26 protein-coding genes, 1 other RNA gene and 1 riboswitch are annotated in these 25339 nt (G+C 64.0%); of the genes, 13 read left to right on the top strand and 14 right to left on the bottom strand.

The window, feature by feature from the left end; genetic code table 11:
• Window positions 1-26: 26 nt before the first annotated feature.
• The 3 genes from GGR39_RS05865 (at window position 27) to ligA (ending at window position 6610) form a co-directional block, all read left to right on the top strand.
• Window positions 27-2543: a TonB-dependent receptor gene (locus GGR39_RS05865; protein WP_183616261.1), complete on the top strand. Its 2517-nt coding sequence runs from the start codon at window positions 27-29 to the stop codon at window positions 2541-2543.
• Between the two features lie 209 nt (window positions 2544-2752).
• Complete coding sequence (gene recN / locus GGR39_RS05870) at window positions 2753-4417, top strand: DNA repair protein RecN (protein WP_183616510.1); 1665 nt, start codon at window positions 2753-2755, stop codon at window positions 4415-4417.
• 48 nt (window positions 4418-4465) lie between these two features.
• Window positions 4466-6610, top strand: a complete 2145-nt coding sequence (gene ligA / locus GGR39_RS05875) for an NAD-dependent DNA ligase LigA (RefSeq protein WP_183616262.1) — start codon at window positions 4466-4468, stop codon at window positions 6608-6610.
• Between the two features lie 3 nt (window positions 6611-6613).
• Here ligA and GGR39_RS05880 read toward each other — a convergent pair whose 3' ends face one another.
• Complete coding sequence (locus GGR39_RS05880; protein WP_058737513.1) at window positions 6614-7183, bottom strand: TMEM165/GDT1 family protein; 570 nt, start codon at window positions 7181-7183, stop codon at window positions 6614-6616.
• A gap of 12 nt (window positions 7184-7195) precedes the next feature.
• Window positions 7196-7388: riboswitch (yybP-ykoY riboswitch) on the bottom strand.
• 71 nt (window positions 7389-7459) lie between these two features.
• Window positions 7460-7762 carry a CtrA inhibitor SciP gene (gene sciP / locus GGR39_RS05885; protein WP_058737573.1) on the bottom strand — a complete coding sequence of 101 codons (303 nt, stop codon included), beginning with the start codon at window positions 7760-7762 and terminating at the stop codon, window positions 7460-7462.
• Window positions 7763-7984: 222 nt separating this feature from the next.
• On the opposite strand from sciP, the gene GGR39_RS05890 reads away from it, so the two are divergent.
• A complete protein-coding gene (locus GGR39_RS05890) occupies window positions 7985-8320 on the top strand; it encodes a PilZ domain-containing protein (RefSeq protein ID WP_183616264.1) in 336 nt (111 codons plus the stop codon).
• Here GGR39_RS05890 and GGR39_RS05895 read toward each other — a convergent pair.
• Together GGR39_RS05895 and GGR39_RS05900 are read right to left on the bottom strand one after the other, a co-directional pair.
• Window positions 8274-9020 (bottom strand): DUF2459 domain-containing protein, encoded by a 747-nt coding sequence (locus GGR39_RS05895; RefSeq protein ID WP_246388364.1) that lies wholly within the window; start codon window positions 9018-9020, stop codon window positions 8274-8276. The genes GGR39_RS05890 and GGR39_RS05895 overlap by 47 nt on opposite strands.
• Window positions 8993-9886, bottom strand: a complete 894-nt coding sequence (locus GGR39_RS05900; protein WP_183616512.1) for a 50S ribosomal protein L11 methyltransferase — start codon at window positions 9884-9886, stop codon at window positions 8993-8995. Before GGR39_RS05900 ends, GGR39_RS05895 begins: the two co-directional genes overlap by 28 nt.
• 198 nt (window positions 9887-10084) lie before the next feature.
• Between GGR39_RS05900 and sdhC the strand changes: the two genes are divergently transcribed.
• Genes sdhC through sdhA form a run of 3 tightly spaced genes read left to right on the top strand, consistent with a single transcriptional unit; the run spans window position 10085 to window position 12698 of the window.
• Window positions 10085-10480 carry a succinate dehydrogenase, cytochrome b556 subunit gene (gene sdhC, locus GGR39_RS05905; RefSeq protein ID WP_183616265.1) on the top strand — a complete coding sequence of 132 codons (396 nt, stop codon included), beginning with the start codon at window positions 10085-10087 and terminating at the stop codon, window positions 10478-10480.
• A 21-nt stretch (window positions 10481-10501) separates the two neighbouring features.
• A complete protein-coding gene (gene sdhD, locus GGR39_RS05910) occupies window positions 10502-10885 on the top strand; it encodes a succinate dehydrogenase, hydrophobic membrane anchor protein (protein WP_058737511.1) in 384 nt (127 codons plus the stop codon).
• Between the two features lies 1 nt (window position 10886).
• Window positions 10887-12698, top strand: coding sequence for a succinate dehydrogenase flavoprotein subunit (gene sdhA, locus GGR39_RS05915; RefSeq protein WP_183616266.1), 1812 nt, complete (start codon window positions 10887-10889; stop codon window positions 12696-12698).
• Window positions 12699-12904: 206 nt separating this feature from the next.
• On the opposite strand, the gene GGR39_RS05920 is transcribed toward sdhA, so the two are convergent.
• A complete protein-coding gene (locus tag GGR39_RS05920) occupies window positions 12905-13708 on the bottom strand; it encodes a LysR family transcriptional regulator (RefSeq protein ID WP_183616267.1) in 804 nt (267 codons plus the stop codon).
• A gap of 123 nt (window positions 13709-13831) precedes the next feature.
• Here GGR39_RS05920 and GGR39_RS05925 point away from each other — a divergent pair, with 123 nt between their 5' ends.
• A complete protein-coding gene (locus tag GGR39_RS05925; RefSeq protein ID WP_246388365.1) occupies window positions 13832-15028 on the top strand; it encodes an acyltransferase family protein in 1197 nt (398 codons plus the stop codon).
• 16 nt (window positions 15029-15044) lie between these two features.
• Here GGR39_RS05925 and GGR39_RS05930 read toward each other — a convergent pair whose 3' ends face one another.
• Complete coding sequence (locus GGR39_RS05930) at window positions 15045-15539, bottom strand: flavin reductase family protein (protein WP_183616268.1); 495 nt, start codon at window positions 15537-15539, stop codon at window positions 15045-15047.
• Between the two features lie 183 nt (window positions 15540-15722).
• Between GGR39_RS05930 and GGR39_RS05935 the strand changes: the two genes are divergently transcribed.
• The 3 genes from GGR39_RS05935 to GGR39_RS05945 all read left to right on the top strand — a co-directional run bounded on the left by GGR39_RS05935 (window position 15723) and on the right by GGR39_RS05945 (window position 17615).
• Complete coding sequence (locus tag GGR39_RS05935) at window positions 15723-16247, top strand: hypothetical protein (protein WP_183616269.1); 525 nt, start codon at window positions 15723-15725, stop codon at window positions 16245-16247.
• A gap of 91 nt (window positions 16248-16338) precedes the next feature.
• Window positions 16339-16554: a hypothetical protein gene (locus GGR39_RS05940; RefSeq protein ID WP_058737505.1), complete on the top strand. Its 216-nt coding sequence runs from the start codon at window positions 16339-16341 to the stop codon at window positions 16552-16554.
• Window positions 16555-16565: 11 nt separating this feature from the next.
• A complete protein-coding gene (locus tag GGR39_RS05945) occupies window positions 16566-17615 on the top strand; it encodes an enoyl-CoA hydratase/isomerase family protein (RefSeq protein ID WP_183616270.1) in 1050 nt (349 codons plus the stop codon).
• Between the two features lie 221 nt (window positions 17616-17836).
• Here the strand turns inward: GGR39_RS05945 and GGR39_RS05950 are convergent, their stop codons facing one another.
• The 4 genes from GGR39_RS05950 to GGR39_RS05965 are packed head-to-tail and all read right to left on the bottom strand — an operon-like array spanning window position 17837 to window position 20498.
• Window positions 17837-18379 carry an NUDIX hydrolase gene (locus GGR39_RS05950; RefSeq protein ID WP_183616271.1) on the bottom strand — a complete coding sequence of 181 codons (543 nt, stop codon included), beginning with the start codon at window positions 18377-18379 and terminating at the stop codon, window positions 17837-17839.
• Entirely contained in the window at window positions 18376-19059 is a 684-nt protein-coding gene (locus GGR39_RS05955; RefSeq protein WP_183616272.1) for a TPM domain-containing protein, read from the bottom strand. Before GGR39_RS05955 ends, GGR39_RS05950 begins: the two co-directional genes overlap by 4 nt.
• 2 nt (window positions 19060-19061) lie before the next feature.
• Window positions 19062-19856, bottom strand: a complete 795-nt coding sequence (locus GGR39_RS05960) for a TPM domain-containing protein (RefSeq protein ID WP_183616273.1) — start codon at window positions 19854-19856, stop codon at window positions 19062-19064.
• Between the two features lie 24 nt (window positions 19857-19880).
• Window positions 19881-20498 carry a LemA family protein gene (locus GGR39_RS05965; RefSeq protein WP_183616514.1) on the bottom strand — a complete coding sequence of 206 codons (618 nt, stop codon included), beginning with the start codon at window positions 20496-20498 and terminating at the stop codon, window positions 19881-19883.
• 175 nt (window positions 20499-20673) lie between these two features.
• On the opposite strand from GGR39_RS05965, the gene mscL reads away from it, so the two are divergent.
• Together mscL and ssrA are read left to right on the top strand one after the other, a co-directional pair.
• Window positions 20674-21144 (top strand): large conductance mechanosensitive channel protein MscL, encoded by a 471-nt coding sequence (gene mscL, locus GGR39_RS05970; protein WP_183616274.1) that lies wholly within the window; start codon window positions 20674-20676, stop codon window positions 21142-21144.
• An 18-nt stretch (window positions 21145-21162) separates the two neighbouring features.
• Window positions 21163-21506, top strand: a transfer-messenger RNA (tmRNA) gene (gene ssrA, locus GGR39_RS05975).
• A gap of 42 nt (window positions 21507-21548) precedes the next feature.
• Here ssrA and GGR39_RS05980 read toward each other — a convergent pair.
• From GGR39_RS05980 to GGR39_RS05995, 4 genes are all read right to left on the bottom strand, one after another.
• A complete protein-coding gene (locus tag GGR39_RS05980; RefSeq protein ID WP_183616275.1) occupies window positions 21549-21809 on the bottom strand; it encodes a hypothetical protein in 261 nt (86 codons plus the stop codon).
• A gap of 158 nt (window positions 21810-21967) precedes the next feature.
• Window positions 21968-22828, bottom strand: a complete 861-nt coding sequence (gene rsmA, locus GGR39_RS05985) for a 16S rRNA (adenine(1518)-N(6)/adenine(1519)-N(6))-dimethyltransferase RsmA (RefSeq protein ID WP_343055793.1) — start codon at window positions 22826-22828, stop codon at window positions 21968-21970.
• Window positions 22829-22854: 26 nt separating this feature from the next.
• Window positions 22855-23865, bottom strand: a complete 1011-nt coding sequence (pdxA, locus tag GGR39_RS05990) for a 4-hydroxythreonine-4-phosphate dehydrogenase PdxA (RefSeq protein ID WP_183616276.1) — start codon at window positions 23863-23865, stop codon at window positions 22855-22857.
• A 7-nt stretch (window positions 23866-23872) separates the two neighbouring features.
• Window positions 23873-25237, bottom strand: coding sequence for a peptidylprolyl isomerase (locus tag GGR39_RS05995; protein WP_058735939.1), 1365 nt, complete (start codon window positions 25235-25237; stop codon window positions 23873-23875).
• Between the last annotated feature and the right edge of the window lie 102 nt (window positions 25238-25339).

Consider the following 25339-nt stretch of genomic DNA (forward strand, 5'->3'; position numbering starts at 1 on the left):
GCCAATTTCCTACGAGGGATTTGGAAATGAACGCGTTCGTCCGTATCAGTCTTATCGCATCGACCGCCTTGGTCGCGCCGACATACGCTGTAGCTGCGGAAGCGCCGGCAGCAGCGGCGGCCGCAGCCGAACAGCCCGCCGCCGGCGTGGAAAACTCCTCCCCGCGGACCACTTCGGGCGATGTCATTATCGTGACGGCGCGCCGTCGCCAGGAAACCGCGCAGGCCGTGCCGCTGGCGATCTCGGTTATCCGAGGTGACAGCATCGAGGCTACCGGCAACTTCAACGTGGTGAAGCTGCAGCAGCTGGCACCGACGTTGCAGGTCTATACCTCCAACCCGCGCAACACGTCGGTCAATATTCGCGGCCTTGGCGTTCCGTTCGGCTTGACCAGTGACGGGTTCGAGCAGGGCGTGGGCATCTACGTCGACGACGTTTACAATTCACGCGTCGCCGCCGCCACGTTCGATTTCCTGGACGTAGCGCAAGTCGAGGTTCTGCGCGGCCCGCAAGGTACGCTTTACGGCAAGAACACGACCGCCGGCGCGATCAACATCACGACCAACCAGCCCACGTTCGATTTCGAAGGCCGGGCGGAAGTCAGCCTGGGCAATCTGCAATATCGCCAAGCGAAGGCGGCTGTCTCCGGGCCGCTGACGGATCAGGTCGCCGTACGCCTCGCCGTCGCCAGCACTAGCCGTCGCGGCATCTACTTCAACACGGCGACTGACCGCTACATCAACGAGCAGGACAATCTGGGCCTTCGCGGGCAGGTCCTGGTGAAGCCCACGGACAACTTGAGCATCACCTTCTCGGGTGACTACAGCCGCCAGAACCCCGAATGCTGCGGCACCGTTTTCGTGCGTGTCGGTCGTACCCAGCGTGCGCTGAACCGCCAGTATGACGCGCTGGTAGCATCGATCAACACGGCCCGGCGCGCCCAGGGTCTGCCTGATTACGCCGTGCCCAGCCGCAATCCGTATGACCGTCTGACCGATCTGGACAGCAGCCTCAACGCGGGCAACAAGATCGGCGGCGCTTCTGCTCGCATCAAGTGGGATGTGGGCGGCGGTACGCTGACCTCGGTCACCGCATGGCGCTTCTGGGACTGGAAGCCCGAGAACGACCGCGATTTCACCGGTCTCTCGATCGTGTCGAAGTCTCAGAACCCTTCGCAGCAGGACCAGTACAGTCAGGAGTTCCGCTACAACTATTCGAGCGATCGGTTCGACGTGGTGCTGGGCCTGTTCGGGTTCAAGCAGCGGATCGACACGCAGGGTACCGAGCAACAGGGTACGGATGCCGCGCGCTGGAGCCTTGCGCCATCGGCCAACCCGCTCGCTCCGGTCAACAATCCGTCCAGCCTGGCGGGACTGACCGCGACCAACACGCAATTCCTCAAGAGCACCAGTGCCGCTCTGTTCGGCCAGGTTGCCTGGAAGGCGACCGACGCGCTGACGATCCAGCCTGGCTTGCGCCTGAACTACGACAAGAAGTCCGGCTTTTATCAACGCGTCGTCACGGATGCGCAGGGGCGTTCGCTGAGCTGTACCCCCGTGCCTACCGCCGGCACCATTGCGGGAACAACGACCCAGTGCGGCGTGTATCAGCCGCAGCAGACCTCGCCCTCCGACAGCGCGTGGAACCTGACTTACGACCTGAACATCAACTACAAGCTGGCGCGCGATGTGCTGGCCTATGCGACCTACGCCAAGAGCTTCAAGACGCTGGGCATCAATCAGAATGGCCTGCCGCTGAACGCGGACAATACCGTCAATCTGGACGCCAGCACCGTGAAGCCCGAATCGGTGAACCACTTCGAAGTGGGCCTGAAAACCCAGTTCTGGAACCGCCGCGCCACTTTCAACGTCACTGCCTTCCGCACCGAGATCAAGAACTTCCAGGCGACCGTGAACGGCGGCCAGTTCGGCACCGTTCGTGGCTACCTCGCCAATGCGGAAAAGGTGCGCTCGCAAGGTATCGAGGCGGACTTCAAGGTGCGCACCAGCGAACGGTTCACCGCCTACACGAACGCGGCCTATACGGACGCCAAGTACAAGAAGTTCACCAACGCGCCGTGCCCGCCGGAGCTTTCGGGTGGCACCTTCGTAGCGGCTAACGGCAGCCAGCAGCCCGGCCCGGCCGGTGTGCCCGGATCGCTCAGCCCGCGCGCCTGCGACATTTCGGGCCAGGGCCTGCCTGGCGTTTCCAAGTGGGCTTTCTCCTACGGTGCAGAAGCGAACGCACCGGTCGAACTGCTAGGCAAGGACGGGCAACTCTACTTCGGCGTGGACGGCAACTACCGCTCTAAGTGGAATTCCAACGCCTCGCCTTCGATCTATACCCAGGTGAAGGGTTATGCCCTGACCAATTTCCGCGCGGGTTTCCGGGGTGACAATTTCGATGTCTTCGGCTGGGTCCGCAACGCTTTTGATGTGAACTACATGGACTTGCTGCAAGTTGCGCCGGGCAACGTGGGCTTGATCGCCGGTCAGCCGGGTGATCCGCGCACCTGGGGCGGCACAATCAAGTATAATTTCTGATCGGGGGATTGCTCATTTCGGCCTTTCCCGTGTGTTCACCGTTACTTGGTAGAAGGCTCGTCGTCGCGGCGGAATGCGCCGCGATTTTTGCAGCAAATGATAAGTTGAGACGTTATAGATAAGTGTTCCGACCGCGCTTCCCCCTTGCCGCGGTTCGGAGACAAGCCGGGTGACGCGTGGCTTGCACCGCGCTAGAACGCGAAGCGAACATGCTCACCCGGCTTTCCATCCGTAACATCGTCCTGATCGAGGCGCTTGATCTTGAGTTCGCGCGCGGGCTCGGTGTGCTTACGGGTGAGACTGGCGCAGGTAAGTCGATCCTGCTGGATGCTTTGGGCCTTGTTCTGGGCAACCGGGCGGATAGTGGCCTGGTGCGCAGTGGCGCGGATCGGGCAAGCGTTACCGCCAGCTTTGAATTCGCGCGATGGCCGATCCCGCTCGACCGCGCCTTGACCGAGGCCGAGATCGAGGTGGAGCCCGGCGAACCCCTGATCCTCAAGCGGCAATTGCGGGCGGACGGGGGCAGCAAGGCGTTCATCAACGACCAGCCCGTAGGTGTTGCGCTGCTGCGCGAGATCGCGCCGGCCTTGGTCGAGATCCACGGCCAGCACGACGATCGCGGCCTGGTCAACGCTCGCGGCCACCGTGATTTGCTGGACCGATTCGCTGCCGGTGATGGCGAGGCTGTCACCGCGGCATGGCGCACCTGGCGCGATGCCCGAGACCAGCTTGAGGCTCTGCGCGTGCAAGTCGATCAGGCCGCGCAGGACCGCGACTTGCTGACCGCCTATGTCGAGGAATTGACGGCCCTCGCACCCGAAGCGGGTGAAGAGGAGGAACTCGCGCTGGTCCGCGCCACGATGCAAAAGGGTGAAAAGCTGGCCGAGGACATGGCCGACCTTGCGCACCTGTTCCATGGTTCCGATTCCGCGCTGGCATCTTTGCGAACGGCGGCGCGCCGTTTGGATCGGATTGCCGCCGAGCATCCGCTGCTCGAGGAAGCCTTGGCGGCACTGGACCGCGCCGTGATCGAGGCGGACGATGCCGAGGATAAGGTGCGCGCCGCGTCCGATGCCCTGCTGTTCGACCCGGCAGAGCTTGATCGGATCGAGACACGCCTGTTCGAACTACGCGCTGCGGCGCGCAAGCACGGCTGCGCGCCTGATGCGCTCTCTGCGAAGCTGGACGAAATGCGCGCCACGCTGGATGCGATCGAGGGGGGCAGTGAGGAGCTTACTCGGCTGCAAAAGGCGGCGGCGGCGGCGGGCGTTGTCTATCGCCAGCGCGCCGAGGCTTTGCACGCCCAGCGCGTCGATGCCGCCGTTCGACTGGACAAGGCGGTTGCGGCGGAATTGGCCCCGCTCAAACTGGATGCCGCGCGCTTCCGGACAGCGGTAACCATCCTGCCGGATGAGCGCTGGGGCGCGCATGGCATGGACGCAGTGGAGTTCCTGATCAGTACCAATCCCGGTGCGCCGTTCGCCCCGCTCGCCAAGATCGCCAGCGGTGGTGAGCTGTCCCGCTTCATCCTCGCGCTCAAGGTAGCGTTGGCGGAAGAGGGCGGCGCGGCGACGGTGATCTTTGATGAAATCGATAGGGGCGTCGGCGGTGCGGTAGCCAGTGCGATCGGTGAGCGGCTGGCCCGGCTCGCCTCGGCCGGACAATTGCTCGCCGTCACCCACAGCCCGCAAGTCGCGGCACGGGGCGACCGGCACTACATGATCGCCAAGTCCAGTGAGGGCACCGTAACGCGCACGTCCGTGACGCTGCTCGATGAGGGGCAGCGCAAGGAAGAGATCGCCCGCATGCTTTCCGGCGCGGAGGTGACCGATGAGGCCCGGGCGCAGGCGGATCGGTTGTTGGAGCGGGCCTGAGCGATTTGCCGACTGGCTTTCGCACGGCAGCGCGTTAGGAAATCGCTTATGCCAGACCTCCCCGATCAAGCGCAGGCCGCCAACGAACTGATGCGGCTGGCCAAGGCCATCAACCGGGCCAACCGGCTTTATCATGTCGACGATGCGCCCGAAATCGCCGATGCGGAATACGACGCGCTGGTCCGCCGCAACGCGGAACTGGAGGCCGCGTTTCCCGATCTGATCCGACCGGACAGCCCGACCCATAAAGTCGGCCACGAAGTCGCATCCTCCCCGCTCTCCAAGGTGCGGCATGAGGTTCGAATGATGAGCCTCGACAATGCGTTCTCGCCAGAGGAAGTCGCGGAGTTCCTCGCGCGGGTGCGGCGATTCCTGGCGTTGCCTGAGGATGCCCCGGTCGCCGTCACGGCGGAGGACAAGATCGACGGCCTCTCCTGCTCGCTGCGTTATGAGCATGGCAAGTTGGTACGCGCGGCTACGCGTGGTGATGGCCAGGTGGGCGAGGATGTGACTGCGAACGTGGCGCATATCGCCGACATTGCGCAGCAGCTGCACGGCGACGTGCCCGACGTGTTCGAAGTGCGGGGCGAGGTCTACATGGAAAAGGCCGCGTTCCGGAAGCTCAACGCCGATCTGATGGAAGAGGCGCGGGCGGCAGCGGAGGCGCGGGGCGAGGCATTCGACGACGCCAAGGTGCGCCAGTTCGCCAACCCGCGCAACGCGGCGGCAGGCTCGCTACGGCAGAAGGACGCGTCGGTCACCGCCCGCCGCCCTTTGCGGTTCTGGGCCCATGGCTGGGGCGCCGCCAGCGCGGTTCCGGGCAAGACCCAGCATGACATGGTGCGGATTATCGAGGGCTGGGGCCTGCCGGTTTCGCCCGATTTCCGGCTATGCCAATCGCTCGACGAGATGCTGGCAGCGTACGAAGCGATCCGGGCGGGCCGGGCGGGCCTGCCGTATGAGATCGACGGGGTGGTCTATAAAGTCGATCGGCTGGACTGGCAGGGCCGGCTGGGCTTCGTCGCCAAGGCACCGCGGTGGGGGCTGGCGCACAAGTTTCCTGCCGAGCAGGCCGAAACCACGCTGGAGGCCATCGACATACAAGTCGGGCGCACCGGCAAGCTGACCCCGGTGGGCCGATTGCGCCCCGTGCTGGTGGGCGGTGTCACTGTCACGAACGTCACCTTGCACAACCGCGACGAGATATCCCGCCTTGGCGTCCGCCCCGGTGACCGCATCGTGCTGCAGCGTGCCGGCGACGTGATCCCGCAAGTCGTCGCCAATCTGACGCGCGATGATGCCCGTCCTGCCTACACCTTTCCCGATCATTGTCCGCAGTGCGGCTCCGAAGCGGTGGCAGCCGAAGGAGAAGTGGACGTGCGCTGCACCGGCGGGCTGATCTGCCCGGCCCAGCGTACCGAGCGCCTGAAGCACTTCGTCAGCCGCGCCGCGCTAGATATTGAAGGCCTTGGCGAGAAGACCATCGACGAGTTCTTCGCACTTGGTTGGCTGGAAAGCCCGGCTGATATCTTCCGCCTGCACCGCCACCGTGACGAGCTTCTGGCTCGTGAGGGGTGGAAGGACAAGTCTGTGGACAACATGTTGGCAGCCGTGAAAAACAAGCGAGCGCCGGACGCGGCGCGCCTGCTGTTCGGCCTTGGCATCCGCCACGTGGGCGCTGTCACCGCGCGCGATCTGCTGAAACGGTTCCACACGTTGCCCGCCTTGCGCAGCGTTGCCGAACTGGCGGCGCAATCAAGCGCAGCGGCGGAAAGCGAAACCCCCGCCTCGCCCGAAAGCGAAGAGGCCCGTGCCGAACTGCTTTCGATCGACGGCGTTGGCCCGGTGGTGGTCGAGGCTTTGGCGGACTTTTTCCATGAGGAGCACAATCGGCAGGTCTGGGATGACCTGCTGGGCGAAGTGACGCCGCCGCCCTACGTCGTCGAAACGAGGGACAGCGAAGTCGCCGGGCAGACAGTGGTGTTCACCGGCAAGCTGGAAACGATGAGCCGCGACGAGGCCAAGGCCCAGGCCGAGCGGCTGGGCGCAAAGGCCGCCGGCACCGTTTCCGCCAAGACCGACTTGGTGGTGGCCGGGCCGGGGGCAGGCTCGAAGCTGAAGAAAGCGGCCGATCTGGGCATTCGCGTGATCGATGAAACGGAGTGGGCCCAGATCGTCGCCGCAGCCGGGTAGGGCTTAAATCCAGCCTGCCGTCTGGGCCAGCAGCCACAGACCGATCGCCATGAACAATGCCGCCGCGATATAGCGCACCACGTTCAGCGGCACGCGCCGGATCAGTTCGTGTCCGAAGAACACTGCCGGGACGTTGGCGATCATCATGCCCACGGTGGTGCCGGCCATCACCGGCAGCACGGCCTGAAAGCGCGCGCCCAGGGCGATGGTGGCCAACTGCGTCTTGTCGCCCATCTCGACCAGGAAGAACGCGACCAGCGTCGTCAGGAACGCCCCGAACCGGGCTGGCTTTGCCTCTTCATCGTCCAGCTTGTCAGGCACCAGCGTCCACAGCGCCATCAGGATGAACGAAATGGCGACGGCGTAGCGAAACCACAGGCCGTCCAGGAACGAGGCGGCCTGTTCTCCCACCAGTGCGGCGAGGAAGTGGTTGGCGAGGGTGGCGACGAAGATGCCCGCGACGATCGGCAGCGGCCGCTTGAAGCGCGCAGCCAGAACGATGGCCAGCAGCTGCGTCTTGTCGCCGATTTCCGCGAGAGCGACGACAGCGGTGGAGGTGAGAAAAGCTTCCAAGGCGAGTCCTTCAGGGCCGGGCGACAGAGACAGGCAATGGCATCGCACCCCCCGCCCGGCCGGCAGAAGGCACCATGCCATTGGTCTCGCCCAAGATGCCGGATCGTTGCGATCCTGCCACCCTCCCTACGCCATGGCCTCTCGACCAAGTGTGTTGACGCAGGGTCCGCGCACGCGCGGCTGGCTACTCCCCAATGACGGGTTACTCGGCTTCCCTAAACGCAAGCGGCGGCGCAGGCAACCTTATGTTGCCGCGCCGCCTGCCCGGGGGGATAATCACGCGCGGCGGTTTTCCCGCTCATGCAATTGCCGGTAGTGCTGGACGCGGGTGGCGCGCAGCCCCGGCATGCCCTCACGATCGATGGCGCGCTGCCAGGAGGCAAGTTCCTCCAGCGTCAGGCCATAGCGCTCGCACGCTTCGCGCATCGACAGCAGGCCGCCGTTGACGGCCGCGACAACCTGCGCCTTGCGCCGGACCACCCAGCGCGATGTGTCGGGCGGCGGCAGGTCCGCCTTTTTCAATTCTTCGCCTAGCGGCCCCACGACGGAGGCGGGCTTGATGGTATCGCTATCCAGCATGGTCATGCCTCTTCAGCTACTGTTCCAGCCCCCTGAAAGAAGACCCTACAATTGGCTGAAAAGGTTAAGTGCAACTTGCTCCAAATAGTTAACGACCATTAGGGATGAAATGCGGCAACGCTTGAAAAATCAGAGCGTTATAAGCTGTGGAGAAAGCAGGATTTACGAACAGGTCGTTAACCTCTCCTAATTACCAGCCGAGCGGTACAAGGAATGCGACTGATGACCACTTTGACCGCCGCCCCGATGTCCGATGTTGATCACGTAAATGTTCTAGCGCCCGAAACGACGACTTTTCGCGCTGTTGCCCGTCATGTCACGCACGACGGCTGCCAGTTCGTGTTTCGAGAGGCGGTGCCCGGTCCGGCACAAAGGCTGACTCTAGTCCTTGAAGGACATTCTCCTGTGTCCGGCGTTGTCCGGTGGATTGTTACCGATCGTGCTGGCTTCGCTTTCGATCATGGCCTGGATGCCGAGGCGATGGCGGAATTGAGCAATCGTAGCGCGCTGGTCAGCGAGATTGAACTGCAACTCGAGCCGGTTGTGGCGAACGACTAAACACACCCTCATCAAGGGTGGGCGGCAACCATTTCATCACTCCTCCCGCGATCGGTGTCCACCATCCGGTTCGTATCCCGGCATCGGCCAGCCGATTCGATGTCCACTGATTGCAAGTCTTGATGACGGTGTAGAGCCCCGGCGCATCATAGAATACGTCCGATTGGCCATAGCCGGGATAATGCCGCGGCGGCCTGACCGTTCGCAACGAAGTTTCGATCGTACTGACGAGGCGGGCGTATTCATTAGCGCTGAGGCGAAAGGGCCGAAGGTCGTCTGACGCCACCGGGCGCACATAGTACGAGATGTGCGACAAGGCATCGCCGCCTCGCGTGAGGACATTGAACACCGTGCGCGGGGAAAGATCGCGCCATGTCGGGGTGTCCAGGAAGACTTCGCGCTCGCCCCAGCTGATCGAGACGTGGGTATAGGGCCGGTCGGGGCGGCGCAGGTCGGCCAGCGGGAAATCAGCGCGCCAGTCTTTTTCAGGCGAGGTGATCGGCAGCACCAATGCGGTGTGGACGCCATTGGTTTCCACGCCGATCAGGACACCGCCGTCCTTCGGTTCACGCCATTTCGCATTGCGTGGGATCGACGAGCCGATCCAGGCCGCCAGCACATACAGCGCCACGGCCAGCACAATGGCGGCCAGCAGCCATAGCAGCCCCCGGATCAGTTTCCTTGTCGGCGCCGTAGCCATAAGATCGACCAATCCCCCGAAACGATGCGCCCCGCCAGCCGCAGGCCGGCCCTGCGACAGACAGCGCGCACGGCGGCCTCTTGCGTGGTCAGCAGTCCAGCCAAAACCAGATGTCCGCCGGGCACCAGCGCGCGTCCGAAATCAGGCGCGAGTTCCACCAGCGGACCGGCCAGAATGTTCGCCATCACAAGATCATAGGGCCCGCGCGCGGCGATCAGCGGATGGTCGAGGCCGGGCGCGATGGTCATCACCAGCGCGCCGGGTCGCGCGCCCAGCGGCACGCTGTTCAACACCGCGTTCTCATGCACGACATCGGCGCAGACCGCGTCGATGTCACTCGCGGTAGCGCTGGCGCGAGGCCACAGGGCCATGGCGGCAAACGCCAGCAGGCCGGTGCCGGTGCCGACATCCAGGTGATTGCGCACCACCACGCCGCGCCGCTTCATGGCGTCCAGCATCGTCAGGCAGCCGGCGGTGGTGTTGTGGTGGCCGGTGCCGAAAGCCTGACTGGCAGGTATCACAAACTCGATCGTATTTGCCTGGGCCTGCGCCTCATGCTCGGGCGTACGCACCAAGAAACGGCCAGCGTGGATCGGCTCAAGATCGGACTGGCTGCGCGCCACCCAGTCTTCCTCGGGTAGCGCCTCGATCACGGGCTCGGGGGCGGGACCAGGGAACAGACCGGTTACGGCGGCCACGTCGGCGGCGGATGGATCGCGCGGCAGCCATGCTTCCAGCTTCCAATCGTCGGGGCGATCTTCGGCGATCTCAGTTCCGGCAAGGACGATCTCGTAATCCCAGTCCAGGCTGTCTTCATGCGCGACGAGCGCGGCTTCAACGGCCTCGCGCGGGGCGAGAAGCGTCATCTTGTAGGTGCGACTCACTGGGCTTCTTTATGATGCTGTCTCAAAGTCGGCTCTCTTAAGTGTCAGGATCACGGTTGGCCAGTGATCCTATTGCCCCCCGGCAAGCCTTGCGCGGTGCGGCAATTCGGCTAAGGGGAGGGCGTCAATGGGCCATGACGCCCTGCGAACAAGGTAAGATATCAGGGGACTCGACCAAGCATGGCTCAGCAAGCCGGGACCAGGAACCGCCCGCTTTCACCGCACCTGCAGATCTGGCGCTGGGGGCCGGGGATGCTCTCGTCGATCCTGCACCGCGCCACCGGCATCGCTGCCAGCGTCGGCATTCTGGTGCTGTTGTGGTGGCTGGGCGCGTTGGTTTCCGGGCCCGCCGCTTACGCCAAGTTCGCTGCGGTCGCGGGCCATCCGCTTGGCATCCTCATTTTGGTGGGCATCAGCTACTCCGTGATCGCGCATGGCGTCACCGGCATTCGCCATTTCGTGCTGGATACCGGCGCGGGTTACGAGCTGGAGCAGAACAAGCTGTGGGCGAACGTCTGCACGGCGGCGGGCTTCGTGCTGACCGCGCTGTTCTGGGCCGCGCTGCTGCTGCGCTGATCGCTGGAGGGAACGAATACCATGGGCAACGGAACTTCCATCGGCCGCGTGCGGGGCAAGGGCTCGGCACATAGCGGCGCGCATCACTGGCTGCAGTTTCGCTACACCTCGGTCGGCAGCCTGCTGCTGACTGTGTGGTTCGGCGTGTCGCTGCTGATGCTGCCGAACTTCAGCTACACCGCCGTGCGCGAGTGGCTGGCCTCGCCGATTTCCGCCACCGCGCTCGCGCTGTTCATCATCGTCAACGTCTGGCACGCCCAGCAGGGCCTGCGCGTCGTGATCGAAGACTACGTGCATGAGGAAGGCAACAAGTTCGCCAGCCTGATCGCGCTCAACCTCGTCTGTTTCGCGGCAGCCGCCTTTGGTCTGTTCTGCGTCGTTCGCCTCGCGCTGGGAGGCGCATAAAATGGCTACTCAGCCTGCATACAAGATCATCGACCACACCTATGACACCGTCGTCGTCGGCGCGGGTGGCTCCGGTCTTCGCGCCACCATGGGCTCGGCGGAAGCCGGCCTGAAGACGGCCTGCATCACCAAGGTGTTCCCCACCCGCTCGCACACCGTGGCGGCACAGGGCGGCATCGCCGCGTCGCTGAAGAACAACACGCCGGACCACTGGACCTGGCACATGTACGACACCGTGAAGGGGTCGGACTGGTTGGGTGACCAGGACGCGATCGAGTACATGGTGCGTGAGGCCCCGGCCGCCGTCTATGAACTGGAGCATGCCGGCGTTCCTTTCAGCCGCAACGCGGATGGCACGATCTACCAGCGCCCGTTCGGTGGCCACATGCAGAACATGGGTGAAGGCCCGCCGGTGCAGCGCACTTGCGCGGCGGCGGACCGTACCGGCCACGCCATGCTGCACGCCCTGTATCAGCAGTCGCTGAAGTACGCTGCGGACTTCTTCATCGAATACTTCGCCATCGACCTGATCATGGACAACGGCCGCTGCGTCGGTGTGATCGCGTTGTGCATGGATGACGGCACGATCCACCGTTTCCGTGCCAAGGCCGTGGTCCTGGCGACGGGCGGTTATGGCCGCTGCTATTTCACCGCGACGTCTGCCCATACTTGCACCGGCGACGGTGGCGGCATGGTGCTGCGCGCCGGGTTGCCGCTGCAGGACATGGAGTTTGTGCAGTTCCACCCGACCGGGATCTACGGCGCGGGCGTGCTCATCACCGAGGGCGCGCGTGGCGAAGGCGGTTATCTGACCAATTCCGAAGGTGAGCGCTTCATGGAGCGCTATGCGCCTTCCGCGAAGGACCTTGCCAGCCGCGACGTCGTCAGCCGCTCGATGGCGCTGGAAATTCGCGAAGGGCGCGGCGTGGGCCCAAACAAGGACCACATCTTCCTTCACCTCGATCACATCGCGCCCGAAGTGCTGGCCGAGCGTTTGCCCGGCATCACTGAGAGCGGCAAGATCTTCGCCGGTGTCGATCTGACGCGCCAGCCGCTGCCCGTGGTGCCGACCGTGCACTACAACATGGGTGGTATCCCGTGTGACTATAACGGCCGCGTGATGACGATCGGCGCGGACGGCAACCCGGAGACGGCGGTCGAAGGCCTGTTCGCCGTGGGCGAGGCCGCCTGCGTTTCGGTCCATGGCGCGAACCGCCTTGGCTCGAACTCGCTGATCGATCTTGTGGTGTTCGGCCGCGCGACCGGTCTGTACCTCAAGGAGAACGTCAAGCCGAGCGACGCCCACCCTGAGCTTCCCAAGGACTCGGCCGATCTGGCGCTCACGCGTCTCGATCACTTCCGCAATGCCAAGGGCGGCTCGCCCACTGCCCAGATCCGCGCGGACATGCAGCGCACGATGTCGCAGCACGCGGCGGTCTTCCGCAACGACGAACTGATGGCTGAAGGCAAGCAGAAGCTGGCGGCCACCTACAAGCGGATGGAAGACGTGCACGTCTCCGATCGTGGCCTGATCTGGAATTCCGATCTTGTCGAAACGATGGAGCTGGACAACCTCATCAGCCAGGCGACGGTCACGATGCACGGCGCACACAACCGCAAGGAAAGCCGCGGCGCTCACGCGCATGAGGATTTCCCCAACCGCGACGATGCCAACTGGATGAAGCACACTGCCGCCTGGTTCAACGGCTGGGGCGGCAAGGGCGGCGAGGTTCGCCTCGATTACCGCCCGGTTCACGAATACACGCTGACCGACGATGTCGAGTACATCAAGCCCAAGGCTCGCGTTTACTAAGACGTTTAGTCTGGTGCGAAAAAGGCCGGTTCGGGGAAGCCCGATCCGGCCTTTTTCGTGGTTTCGCGGGTGTTGAGTTGCCTTACCCCGTTCGTGTCGAGCCTAGTCGAGACACCTGGATTGGCGCAAACGTGTCTCGACGACGCTCGACACGAGCGGTTAGGGATGACTGAAGCGTTAGGCGCCAAGCATCGGGCTGTCAGGCCTCAGGCGTCGCCCACCAGCGCGGCGACTAGGGCACGAACCTTTTTCTGCCGCCACTGCGGCGCGGGGGCGATCAGCCAGTAGCCTCGCCGCGATGGCTCAGCTACGCCAAGGTCTTGAATTCGCCCCGCCGCCTGCATTTCACGCGCCAGCAGCAGCGGCACACGCGCCTTGCCCAACCCCGCCAAGGCGGCCGCGATTGCTTGTCCGGCATCGCTGACGGTGATGGCCGGCGCGTCTTCCCCCGTATTTCCGGCGCCACCGGCAGGGGCGGGATCACCCGGCCAGCCGATCCAGTCGCCTGAGCCGACAACGACTTGCTCCGCCTCGCCCAGCGATGTGCCTTCCAGTTCACCTGGGCCCTCGGTCCAGCGGATCGCCAGATCGAGGTTGGCATCGGCGAAGTCAGTCTGCTCGCCGTCGACGATGGCGAAGCGGACCTGAGGGTTCACAGCTCGAAACGTGGCCAGCCGCGGAGCGAGCCAGGCGGCGAAGAACTCTCGGGGAACGGCAATCGTGTAGACGTGGCTGGACTGGCCCGCCTGCATCGTCTGCACCGCTTCCTCGAAATTCAGGAAACCGCTGCGCAACGTCTGCAGGCCGGCGCTGGCTTCCTCGGTCAGTTCCAGGCCCTTGCTGGTGCGGCGAAACAGCACCACGCCCAGCACGTCTTCCAGCGCGCGGATTTGCTGGCCCACCGCCGCCGGGGTGACGGCCAATTCATCGGCGGCACGAGTAAAGGAAAGGTGGCGCGCGGCGGCGTCGAATACGCGAAGGGCGTTCAGGGGCAAATGCGTCCGCTTCATCCTGTATCCCTATGCAGATGCGGGCGAGGGGGCAATGCCCCAACCGTGACATGGCGGCATAACCCTATTTGCGCGCGCCGCCCCTGCTGCTAGCAGCGCACATCCCGCATTCCGGAGCCCATGATGAGCGCCCCCAGATCAGCGACCACGCTGTCATCGCGCCATTACGGCATGGACTGGCTGCGCATTGGCGCGTTCGGCCTGCTGATTTTCTACCATGTCGGGCTGGTGTTCTCGAACTGGGACTATGAGTTCAAGTCCGCCCATCGATACGACTGGACCGCGTACCCGTTGCTGGCGCTCAATGCCTGGCGCCTTTCGCTGCTGTTTGCGATCTCCGGCTATGCCAGCGCAGCGCTGCTGGCCCGGTCGGGCGGCGTCGTGCCGTTCCTGCGCGGCCGATTGAGCCGGCTGGGCATTCCGCTACTGTTCGGCATCGCCATCATCACCAGCCCCCAGCCATGGATTTGGCTGACCACGTCGGAAGGGTACCGCCATGGCTACCTTTGGTTCATGGTGCATGACTACTATTCGTTCCGCAATCTGGACGGGATCAATCTGCCTTCTTGGATGCACCTGTGGTTCGTGGTGTATCTGTTGGGCTACACCTTGGCGCTTGGCGCGCTGACGCTTTTGCCCGCGAGACTCAAGGCCGCGGTCCGTGGCGGGTTAGCGCGAGCGCTGGCCGGAAAGCTGCTGTTGCCATTGGGGATCGGCTGGATTTTCCTGGCGCGGAGCTTGCCTGGCGGGTGGGCGGACAAACACGATCTCGTCAGCGATCTTCATGCCCACGCCGCTTATCTGCCGATGTTCCTGTTCGGCGTACTGCTTCGAGGATCGGAGGGCATACGGCTGGCGATCGCCCGGCAGTGGAAGATCGCGGCGATGCTGGCCGTGATCGGCTATCTGGTGGTCGCCGCGTGCGAGGCCCTGTTCCCGGGGGAGGCCCCGATCCCTGATGCCTGGGAGGTTCCACTGCGACTGGCAAGGGCGGCGCAGGCTTGGGGCGCGATCATCGCCTTGTTCGGCGTGGCGGACCTATATTGGAACCGCGATGGCCGCTGGCGGGCGACACTCGCCGAAGCGTCGTTCCCGTTCTACATCATCCACCAGACGCTGATATTCCTTATCGGCTATGGCCTGCGCCCGCTGCGATTGCCCGCTCTTGCCGAGTTCGCGATCCTTGTCGCGGGGACGGCGGTGGGATCGCTGGCGTTCTACCTTGGCGGCCGCGCTGTGCCACCGCTGCGCCCGGTGATCGGCCTTGGCCCGCGCGGCAAACGCAAGGCCTTGATCGAACCCGCTCGCCTGCGCGGGTGAGCCGCCGGACCGGCCTTCAGATCACTTCGGCGAATGCGCCATACTTGCCGCGGTGAAACAGCATCGGGCCTTCTTCTCGCACGCTTTCCATGCGCAGCACTTCACCCATGACAAACCAGTGATCCCCCGCCTCGGTGACGGAGTAGAGCCGGCATTCGATGCAGGCCAGCGAATTGGAAATGACCGGCAGGTTGTGGTCGGAAATGACATATTCCACGCCCACGAATTTCTCATCGCCCTTGGCGGTTACCGCGCGGCAGACATCCTGCTGATCGATGCCCAGCACGTTGACGCAGAAGTGGCCTGCCTGCTCGATCATGGGCCAGGAGGTGGAACGCTTGTCCGGGAAGAAGCCGACCAGCGGCGGATCGAGCGACACGGACGTGAAACTGCCCACGACCATGCCAGCGGGACGATTGTCCGCGTCCATCGCCGTGATCACGCAGACGCCCGTGGGGTAGTTGCCCAGCACTCTGCGGAAATCGGCGGGGTCAATCGTCGTCTGCGTCACTGCTCAGTTCCTCCGTCAACGCAGGACCCTCGCCCGCGCGGCTGTTGGGGGACAGATGGCAGGTCGTATCCGGTTTGCCAATCATGCGGGTGACAGGAAGCAGAGAAGCGATATTTCATCCTGGCAACTTCGGGGCTAGGTTCGGGTTTGGCTTGCATGCAGGATTTATCGAGGAGATCGAGGATGAGTGCCCGCTTCGCCTTGGGGATCGCCGCCGTATCGCTGGCTCTAGCAGGCTGCTCCAAGAAAGCTGACGAGCCGCAGCCTGAGGCTACTGTCTCCTCGTCTGACGCTGCAGCGGCGCCGGAACCCTCTATCTCTGCGATCGAGGCAGCCCCGGTTGCATCGCCGTCTCCGATGGCGAGCAAGACGTCGGAACCGCCAGCGGTGGCCAGCACGATCCCCGCCGCGATGCACGGTCGCTGGGGGCTGGTTCCAAAAGACTGCACCAGCACAGCGGGCGACGCGAAGGGCCTGCTGGTCGTGTCTGCCAAGCAGATGAAGTTCTACGAATCCGTGGCGAGGCTCGCCAAAGTCAAGTCGTCCGGTAAAGAGACGATCCGGGCGACGTTCGGTTATTCGGGTGAGGGCCAGAGCTGGACGCAGGATGTCGATCTGAACTTGAAGGCCGGCGGCAAGACGTTGGTGCGGCAGGATCACGGGCCCGATGCGCTGCCGGGGCCGCTCACCTATACGCGCTGCTCGTAGGCCGATCGAACGTCGCGCATTGCACAACGCTGGTTTGCGCGGCTAACCTGTTGATCGGCAATCGGTGGTTATTTGAAGGTGAGCAATCGGGATGGTCAATCCTCTCTTGGTGAGCGCGGCGCGTAGCGCACCGGTCTTGTTGGCGGGTACCGTCGCCGTGCCGGCAGTGGCTGGCCTGGCGGTCGTCACCGCCGCCTGCCTCGGTACGCTGATGGTGGTGCGGCACCGTACCCAGTCGCAAGTGAGCATCCGCTATCGCAAAGGAGAGGGCTTCGTTTTCGACCTCGCCAGAGCGCCGCAATCCTGACAAGTGGCCGCATGACTGACGACCTTCTGACCCGACGCGAAAACAACGTCGGTTTTCTCACGCTGAACCGGCCCAAAGCGATTCACGCTCTGACCCTGGACATGTGCCGGGCAATGACTGAGGCGTTGCTGCAATGGCGTGACGATGCGGATGTGCACGCCGTAATTCTCGAACATGGGGAAGGGCGTGGCTTCTGCTCGGGTGGTGACATCAATCTGCTGAGGCACTCCAGCCTGAGCGATCATGGCGTGTCCGGGCGGGCGTTCTTTTGGGACGAATACCGGCTGAACCATCTGCTATTCACTTATCCCAAGCCGATCGTCGCCTTCATGGACGGCATCACCATGGGCGGCGGCGTGGGTATCTCGCAGCCAGCGCGGTACCGGATTGCGACCGAGAACACGCGTTTCGCCATGCCGGAGACGGGCATCGGGCTGTTCCCGGACGTGGGCGGCGGCTGGTATCTATCCCGGCTGGAAGGTCGTCTCGGGCAGTTCATGGCGTTGACCGGAGCGCGCCTCGATGGGGCAGAGGCGCTGTGGGCAGGCCTGGCTACGCATTACCTCGCGGCTGCCTCGATTGCCGAGGCCAAGCAGTGGATCGCAGCCGGGGAAGAGATCGATCAAGTGCTGAGCGCTCTTTCCGTTTCCGCGCCCCAGCCCCGCCTAAAGGAGCACGCGGCGCAGATTTCCAAGCACTTTGCCTTCGATCGGCTGGAGGATGTCCTGGCCTCCCTGGCTGCGGACGAGAGCGAGTGGGCCGTGCGTGAACTGACCACGCTGCGTACAAAAAGTCCGCTGTCTTGCAAGGTATCGCTGCGGCAACTGGCGACATCGGCCGGGCTGGGCGATTTTGCGGACAACATGGCGATGGAGTACCGCCTGGGCTCGCGTATGCTGCTCCAGCCGGACTTCGCGGAAGGGGTGCGAGCCGTGATCGTGGACAAGGACAACACGCCGCACTGGACGCCGCCGACGCCGGAAGAGGTTGGCGAGGCGCAAGTCGATGCGATTTTCGCCCCGCTGCCTGCAGCCGAGGAATGGAGCCCGCTGCCCGCCTGATCGGACGGCTCAGCTCAGCCTGCCTGCTGGCCTTTCCTGCGGGCGATCTCGAATGCGGGAAGGCGCATGCCCTTGGTGCGGCTGGTCAGGTGATAACGCCGACACAGTTCGCACCGATAAGCTCGTAGCGTTACCGAGGCTCGAGATGCGACCTCCAAGGCGGCGGCTTCATCCGGGAAATCGCGCTTTCTGCGGCAGACCCGTGGCGATGTTCGCATCGCTCAACCCAGGATGCCGGGGCCCAGCAGCGTTAGCATCTTCACATCGATCGCGTAGCCCGCGTTGCGCCATTCCGCGACCTGTGCGCCGATCGTGGCCAAGGGAACGCGATGCACCACGATATCCTCGCCCTCCACACCGCCGCCGTCTCCGATTTTCTCCAAGTCATAGGCGCGCAGCAGGGTGAAGCTTTCGCTGACCATCCCGGGCGACGAAAAGAACTCGCCGATCACTTCCATGCGGCCGGGGCGATAGCCCGTTTCTTCCTCCAGCTCGCGCGCGCCAGCGGCTGAGACATCCTCGTCCTGCGTGTCGTCCTCGTCCCCGACGAGGCCGGCGGGTAGCTCGATGCAGCGGCAGCCTAATGGCACGCGGTACTGGTCGACCAGTATGACGTGATCCGCGTCGTCGATCGCCAAGATTACAGCTGCACGAATGCCGCGTGCCCGGCCGACGTACTCCCATCGCCCGCGCCGCTTGGTTGTAATGAACTTGCCCTGCCAGACGATCTCTTCTGCGGCATCGGCATCGGCGACTGCGCTCATACTTCGATCAACCTGTCGGGCAATTCGTTGACGTCATCATCCTGTCGCGGGAAATGCAGCGACAGCACCGTGCCGACCTGTTCCACCGCCGCGCACATTCCGCCCGCCACATCGCCTTGCTTCACCCGCTGCAGCAGCGCGTCCAGAGCATCCGCCCACACACTCGCCTCGACCTTGGACGCGATCGCCGCATCGGCCAGGATCTCCGCGCGGTGTTCACGCATGGAGAGATAGATGAGGATGCCGGTCCGCCCGGTCGTGCGCTGCTCGGCGCCGATCCGGAAGGCCCGCAGCGCCCGCTCATGCACGCGCTTGGCCTTGATCGGACCAGGGATGAGGAAGAAGCGCAGGGCCGGTATCAGTTGCAGTAGGACCATGGCGGCGAACTTCGCGGTGGCGACGGCCAGCGCGATGGTGAACAGCTCACGAACCGTCCAGTCATGGACCCAGCCGCCGGATAGGGCCTCGAACAGCGACAGATAGAATTGCGGCGCGACCGCCAGCGCCACCAGTGCGATGAAGGCGACTGCGGCGGCCCAGGCCAGGACCACGTCGGTATAGCCGTCAGAGCGGTCGGCCAACACGGTTACGATTTCACCGGCGGTGTTGCTCTCGGCGCGGGCTACCGCGTCGCTTACACGCTGGCGGTCGGCTTCGCTGAGGGTGCTTCGTCCGGTCATGCTCACCAGCTCCCGCTCGCGCCGCCGCCGCCGAAGCTGCCGCCGCCTCCGGAGAAGCCGCCACCGCCGCCGCCCCAACCGCCGCCGCCACCGCCCCAATCACTCCCGCCGCCAAAGCCGCCGGGTATCCAGACGATGGGTGAGCCAAAGCCGCCACGCCGCCGTCCGCCGTGTCCGGTCATCGCGCGCAGCACCGGCAGGACGAAGAAGAACAGCACGAAGACGAGGAAGATGATCGTGCCCACCGGAATGCCCTTTTCGCGTTCGCGGCCTTGCTGGACGGCCTGGGCGGCGACCTTCTGCGCCTGATCGGGCGGCAGCGTCAGCTGCTTGATCACCGCATCTGCCCCGGCCTCGATCCCGCCCGGCATGTCCCCCGCCTTGAAACGGGGAAGGATGTTGTTGTTGATGATCAGGAAGTTCATCCCGTCCGGCAGCACGCCTTCCAGGCCATAGCCCGTCTCGATCCGAACCTTGCGTTCGTTGGGAGCGATAATCAGCAATACGCCGTCGTTGCGCTGTTTGTCGCCGATGCCCCAAGCTCGGCCCAGTTGGTAGCCATAGTCAGAGATTTCGTAGCCCTGCAGGCTAGGCAGCGTGGCGATGACGAATTGGCGCTGGGATTGCTTTTCCAACGCATCCAGCTTCTGCGTCAGTCGCGTCTCGACATCCGGGGGCAGAATATTGGCGTCATCGACAACGCGGCCGGTCAGCTTGGGGAACTGCGGGCCGGCCTGCGCCACACCGGGCAGCAGCGCGCTGAAGCACAGCAGCAGCGCGCCAAGGAAGGCTCTCATGATACGAGACCCGGTCTACCGTCCTTACAGCTTGCCTTCGAGGCTGGGCGCTACTTCGGCACCTTGCGTCACGGCCTGGTAAGGCACCAGTGGCGAGGCACCGCGCAGCTTGGCGCCGATCATCGTCGGGAAGACCCGCACCTCGGTGTTATAGTCCTGCACGGCGCCGTTATAATCGCGCACGGCCACACGGATGCGGTTTTCCTGGCCCTCGATCTGGGTCTGCAACATCTGATAGTTTACGATCGACTTGAGATCGGGATACCGCTCAACACTGACGAGCAAACGACCCAGGCTTTGGCCGAACTGCTCCTGCGCCTGGCTGAACTGCTGCATCTTGGCCGGATCGTTCAGATCGTTGGCGGACACCTGCACGCTGGTCGCCTTGGCGCGAGCCTCGACCACGCCGGTCAGGATCGCCTTTTCCTGCTCGGCCGCGCCCTTGGCGACTGCGGCGAGGTTGGGGACGAGATTCGCTCGCTCCTGGAAGGCGGCCTGCACGTCCGCCCACTTAGCCTTGGCGGCTTCCTGCTTCGTGGGCACCGAGTTGAATCCGCAAGCCGCGAGGCTCATGGCCGCAACGGTGACGACCAGAACGCGAGCTGACCGGACGATCCGGGCGCGAGAGAGAGACTGCAACATGCGGTAGAAATCCCTTGGCTTCAGGCGGCGCGCGGTGCGGGCCATTCCACGCGCTGAAAGATAGCGACGGTGCGCGTCCGTGCAAGGCGCAACGATGTAGGCATTTGCCGCACTTGCCACTCGCCCGCCGCTGCGGCAGCATGGTGCCCGACGCGAAAAGGATATGGGGGCCGCCATGACTTTGTTGGACGAATTCAAGAAATTCATTGCGCGGGGCAATGTCCTCGATCTGGCGGTCGGCGTGATCATCGGCGCAGCGTTCGGCAAGATCGTGACCTCGCTGACTGAAAGCATTATCATGCCGATCATCGGCTGGGTGTTCGGCGATATCGATTTTTCGAACTATTTCATCTTGTTGGGTGACATTCCCGCAACCTACAAAGGCGGCCTGACCGACTATGCCGCGCTGAAGACGGCGGGTGTGGCGATGATCGGTTACGGCACGTTCATCACCCAGATCATCAATTTCCTGATCGTTGCGGCTGTGCTGTTCATGCTGCTGCGCTCGGTCAACCGCGTCATCGATTCGATGGAGCGCGAAAAGAAAGCGGCTGCCGCTACCGCTGCGGACGAGGCGGTCGCCACCGATCCACAGCTCGATACCCTGAAGGAAATCCTGGCGGAGCTGAAGCGGCGCGAAGTTTGACGGCCTCGCTGCCTGCCGCCTCTTCACATCCGGCGGCGATCGCTTATATGACAACTTGTCGGTTTCGACCGGCTATGGCGATAAACTGCAGCGTGCAATAGGCACAGCGGACCCGGGGGCGGTACCCGGCGGCTCCACCACTCTCCTCGTTTCGACGGGGATAATGACGGGGCCGAACTAGGATCGACGTGTGTTGAAAGACGTTGTTTTCGCCCGGGCTGAGTAACCCGTTCAAGGCTCAAAACTCATAAGTGCCAACGATAACGAAGCACTTGCTCTCGCGGCGTAATTCTAGGGGCTAACGCCCTGAAGTTACAAAGTTAGAACACGGTTGGGCCCACCGGGTAACAGAAGGGATTCCAGCGGTACGGAGCGCACCGGGCAACAGAAGCGCTCCACCTTCCTCAGATTTTTGATGCATCACCTTCAACGGACGCCTTGGCCGCAGCCAGTGCCTGCTCGTGCTTCAGGCAGTCGAGGATCTTGCCCCCCGCCATGAAGACGGCCCCAGTGCATGCCAGGAACAGCAAGTCGCCACCCCATCCGGGAAAACGCGTCAGATAGACGCTGCCGCGTTCGACCGCGCCGAGCGCCAGTGCGTAGATGATGAGGAAAGCCTCCCACCGGGTCTTGATGATGAACAGGCGTCCAATCTTGCCGAGCATTGCCAACCTCATGTTTCGACAGATTATAGCAACGGCCATGCCAAGTGACCGTTCCCGCCATTTCTTAAAGTTAAGGATAGCCTGCGTGTAATGGTTTCCGACAATTAACGAAACCGCATCGCTCGAACCGACGGGGCGCCGATCGGGATGAGAGGGGCTTAACGGTTAGAGGTCAGGACCCGGGCGACCGCGACGAACTCACTCACGCTCAAGGTTTCAGCGCGTCGTTGGGGGTCGATGCCGAGCATCTCCAGCGCGGCGATCGCGCCCGGCAGGCCTTTTACGCTCTGGCGCAGCATCTTGCGCCGCTGGCCAAAGGCGGCCTCGGTCAACCGCTCCAGAATTTTCATCGATACCCCGCCGGGGGCCTCTGTCGGTTCGACGTGGACAATCGCCGACATCACTTTGGGCGGGGGCGTGAAGGCGCTGCGGTGCACCTTCATCGCCAGTCGCGCGCGGGAGCGCCACTGTGCCAGCACCGCCAGTCGGCCGTATGCACTGGTATCCGGCTCGGCGATGATCCGGCGAGCGACCTCTTCCTGGAACATCAACGTCAGCGAGGTCCACTGCGGCGGCCAAGCTTCTCCTGTCAGCCAGCCGGTGAACAGCGCCGTGCCGACGTTGTAAGGCAGGTTGGCGACAATGGCGTAAGGACCGTCGAACAAGCTGGCCGGATCGATCTTCAATGCATCGTCTTCGATCACGCGTAGCTTACCCGGGAAAGCGGCCTCAACTTCGGCCAGTGCGGGCAGGCAGCGGCGGTCCATCTCGATCGCGGTCACCTTAGCGCCGGCACGTAACAACGCCCGTGTCAGACCGCCTGGGCCGGGGCCCACTTCCAGCACTTGTTGCCCTGCCAGCGATCCGGGCACCGCCGCGATACGGTCCAGCAGGTTTTCATCGAACAGAAAATTCTGGCCGAGCGCCTTGCTGGCCGAGAGGCCATGGCGGGCGATCACCTCTCGCAACGGGGGCAAGGGGGGTGCTGGCGAGGAGGGCGGGGGCGGGGAAGAATTCACCACGCCGTCCTAGTCGGTGTTCATGCCTAAAGTCGAGCCGCCCGGTGGCCGGCGCACGCACCCGCCATGCGGATGGCAGCGATCGTCGCGCCGGCGCTGGCCGTTCCGCGCCCGGCGATCCCAAACGCGGTGCCGTGATCGGGCGAAGTGCGGATGATCGGGAGGCCCAGCGTGACGTTGACGCCCTGGTCGAAGTCCAGCGTCTTGATCGGGATCAGCGCCTGATCATGGTACATGCATATTGCCACATCGTACTTCCCGCGCTCATGCGCGGCGAACAGCGCGTCGGCGGGATGCGGTCCGGAAACCGTTAACCCCTCGGCCCGCAAGGCGGCGATGGCGGGGGCGATGACGTCGCGATCCTCGGTGCCCATGCGCCCGTCTTCCCCCGCGTGGGGATTGAGTCCGGTGATGGCGATCCGGGGACTTTCCAGCCCGAAGTCCCGCTCCAGGGAGGCGGCGACGATGCGGACGCGGCGAATGATCAGGTCCTGGGTGATCAGCCGCGGAACGTCGGCCAGGGCGGCATGGACGGTCAAAGGCACCGTGCGCAGAGACTGGCCGGCCAGCATCATCACAGCATCGTGGTGCGCGATGCCGCATGCGTCGGCGACGAACTCGGTCTGGCCGGGTTGTGTGAACCCCTGCCGCGCCAAGTGCGACTTGGCGATCGGCCCGGTGACGATCGCGGCGGCGGTGCCATCCACAGCCCAGCGCGCGGCATGGGTCAACGAGGCGATGGCAAAGAGGGCGCCCTGCGTATCAGGCTCTCCGGGGTGATATTCGGCATCGTGCTCGCCCAGCACCGGCAGGCCATGCCGGAAAGCTTCCATCACCTCCGCTGCATCCGTGATCGTCACGAGAGGCATCGACAGGCCTCGGCTCTTTGCGGCGGCGGCCAGGACGGTGGCGCCCCCGCTCGCAAAGAAGGGCGCCAGGCCCGCGGCCTCCCGCTGGCACCAGGCTTGCGCAATCAGCTCTGGCCCGACGCCCGCCGGATCGCCGATGGAGATCGCAAGCGGGGCCGTCGGCACCATCAGCGCGTCAGTTGTATTCGATCACCGCATCGCGGCGCAGATCGCGCAGATACATCTGTGCGCGCTTGTTGATGCGATCGTCTTCCATCTGGCTTTGCAACTGCTCGAAGTTGGGGCCGGAGGCGTTCGGCGCGTCGTCTCGGCCGCACAGCATCAGGACGCGGACGCCTTCGCTGATCGAACCGAACGGCGGGGACGTCTCACCGATGCTGAGCGACAGCACGGCATTCTGTAGCGGGCCCGGCAAGTCGCGCGCGCGAACCTGATCGTTGGCCACGACTTGCGCGCCCAGCTTCGCCGCTACTTCATCCACCGCGCCGCAACCCTTGGCGGTCTGCATCGTGGTGGCGAACGTCTTGGCGCGCGCCGTCGCTTGCGCCTGGGTGGTGCCAGCGGGGAAGTTGATCGAGACCTGCTTAAGCGCCAGGACAGCATCGCGCGGATCGGCGGTCAGCACCTTGCGCTTGTCGATCAGGTAAAGGATCGAATAGCCGCCGGGGATCTTGATCGGGCCGACCAGCTGGCCGGGGTTGATGTCGCTGGCGGCAGAGGCCAGTTCCGTGGGAAGCTGCGCCAGGCGAATCCAGCCCAGATCGCCACCCACGGCTGCAGTGGACGCCTGAGAATACTGGCGCGCATAAGCGACGAAGCTGCCGCCGCCCTTCAGCTGCTCTACGATCTTGCGGGCGTTTTCACCAACTTGAGCATCATCCTGATCGTTGGAGGCCAGGAAGATCTCACCCAGGCGGTACTCGTCCGTTCCCTTGGCGGCCTGAAGGCGGTTCATCACCTCCTTCACCTCGTCGTCCGAAACGTTGATGAACGGCGCGACATTGCGGCTGAGCAGGCGCTGCCAGGAAAGCTCACCCCTGATCTGGCGCTTGAGCGACGACGGCGACGAACCGACGCGTACCAGGTAGGCGTCCATCGCACCGGGGTTCTGGCCGAAGTTCTGGCCCGCCACGCGGGCGTAGGTCTGGTCGATCTCCGCCTGCTTGATATCGATGTCAGCCGCCTTGGCCGCCTGGATCTGTAGCGTTTCGTCGATCAGGTTGCGCAGCACCTGCAGGCGCAGGCGGGTCTTTTCCTCTTCGCCGACCTTGTTCTCGTTAGCCGCGAGGATCAGCGCCAGGCGCTGGTCGACATCGGTGCCGGTGATGACATCGCCGTTCACCACCGCGGTGGCGCGGCGCATGTTCGGGTTGTTCTGGGCGAAGAGCTTCACGTCATCGGGAATCGAGATGTTGCCTTGGGCGTCGTTCGGCTGGGACGGTTCCTGCTGGGCCGAAGCGATCGGCGTCGCGAGTGCGCTCGCAACCGCGCAGATCGCGAAGGAACCCTTGATCAAACCCTTGCGAATGCTGGTCTTCACCGTGTCGTTTTTCCCATTCTTGGCCGTAAACTGAGGGCCGATCCGAAAGCGTGGCCCTTAAGACCCCGCCCTGCGGCAGCGCGGCTTAACGGAAAATGAGTG

The organism is Novosphingobium fluoreni (genome assembly GCF_014196615.1).
Lineage (GTDB): Bacteria > Pseudomonadota > Alphaproteobacteria > Sphingomonadales > Sphingomonadaceae > Novosphingobium > Novosphingobium fluoreni.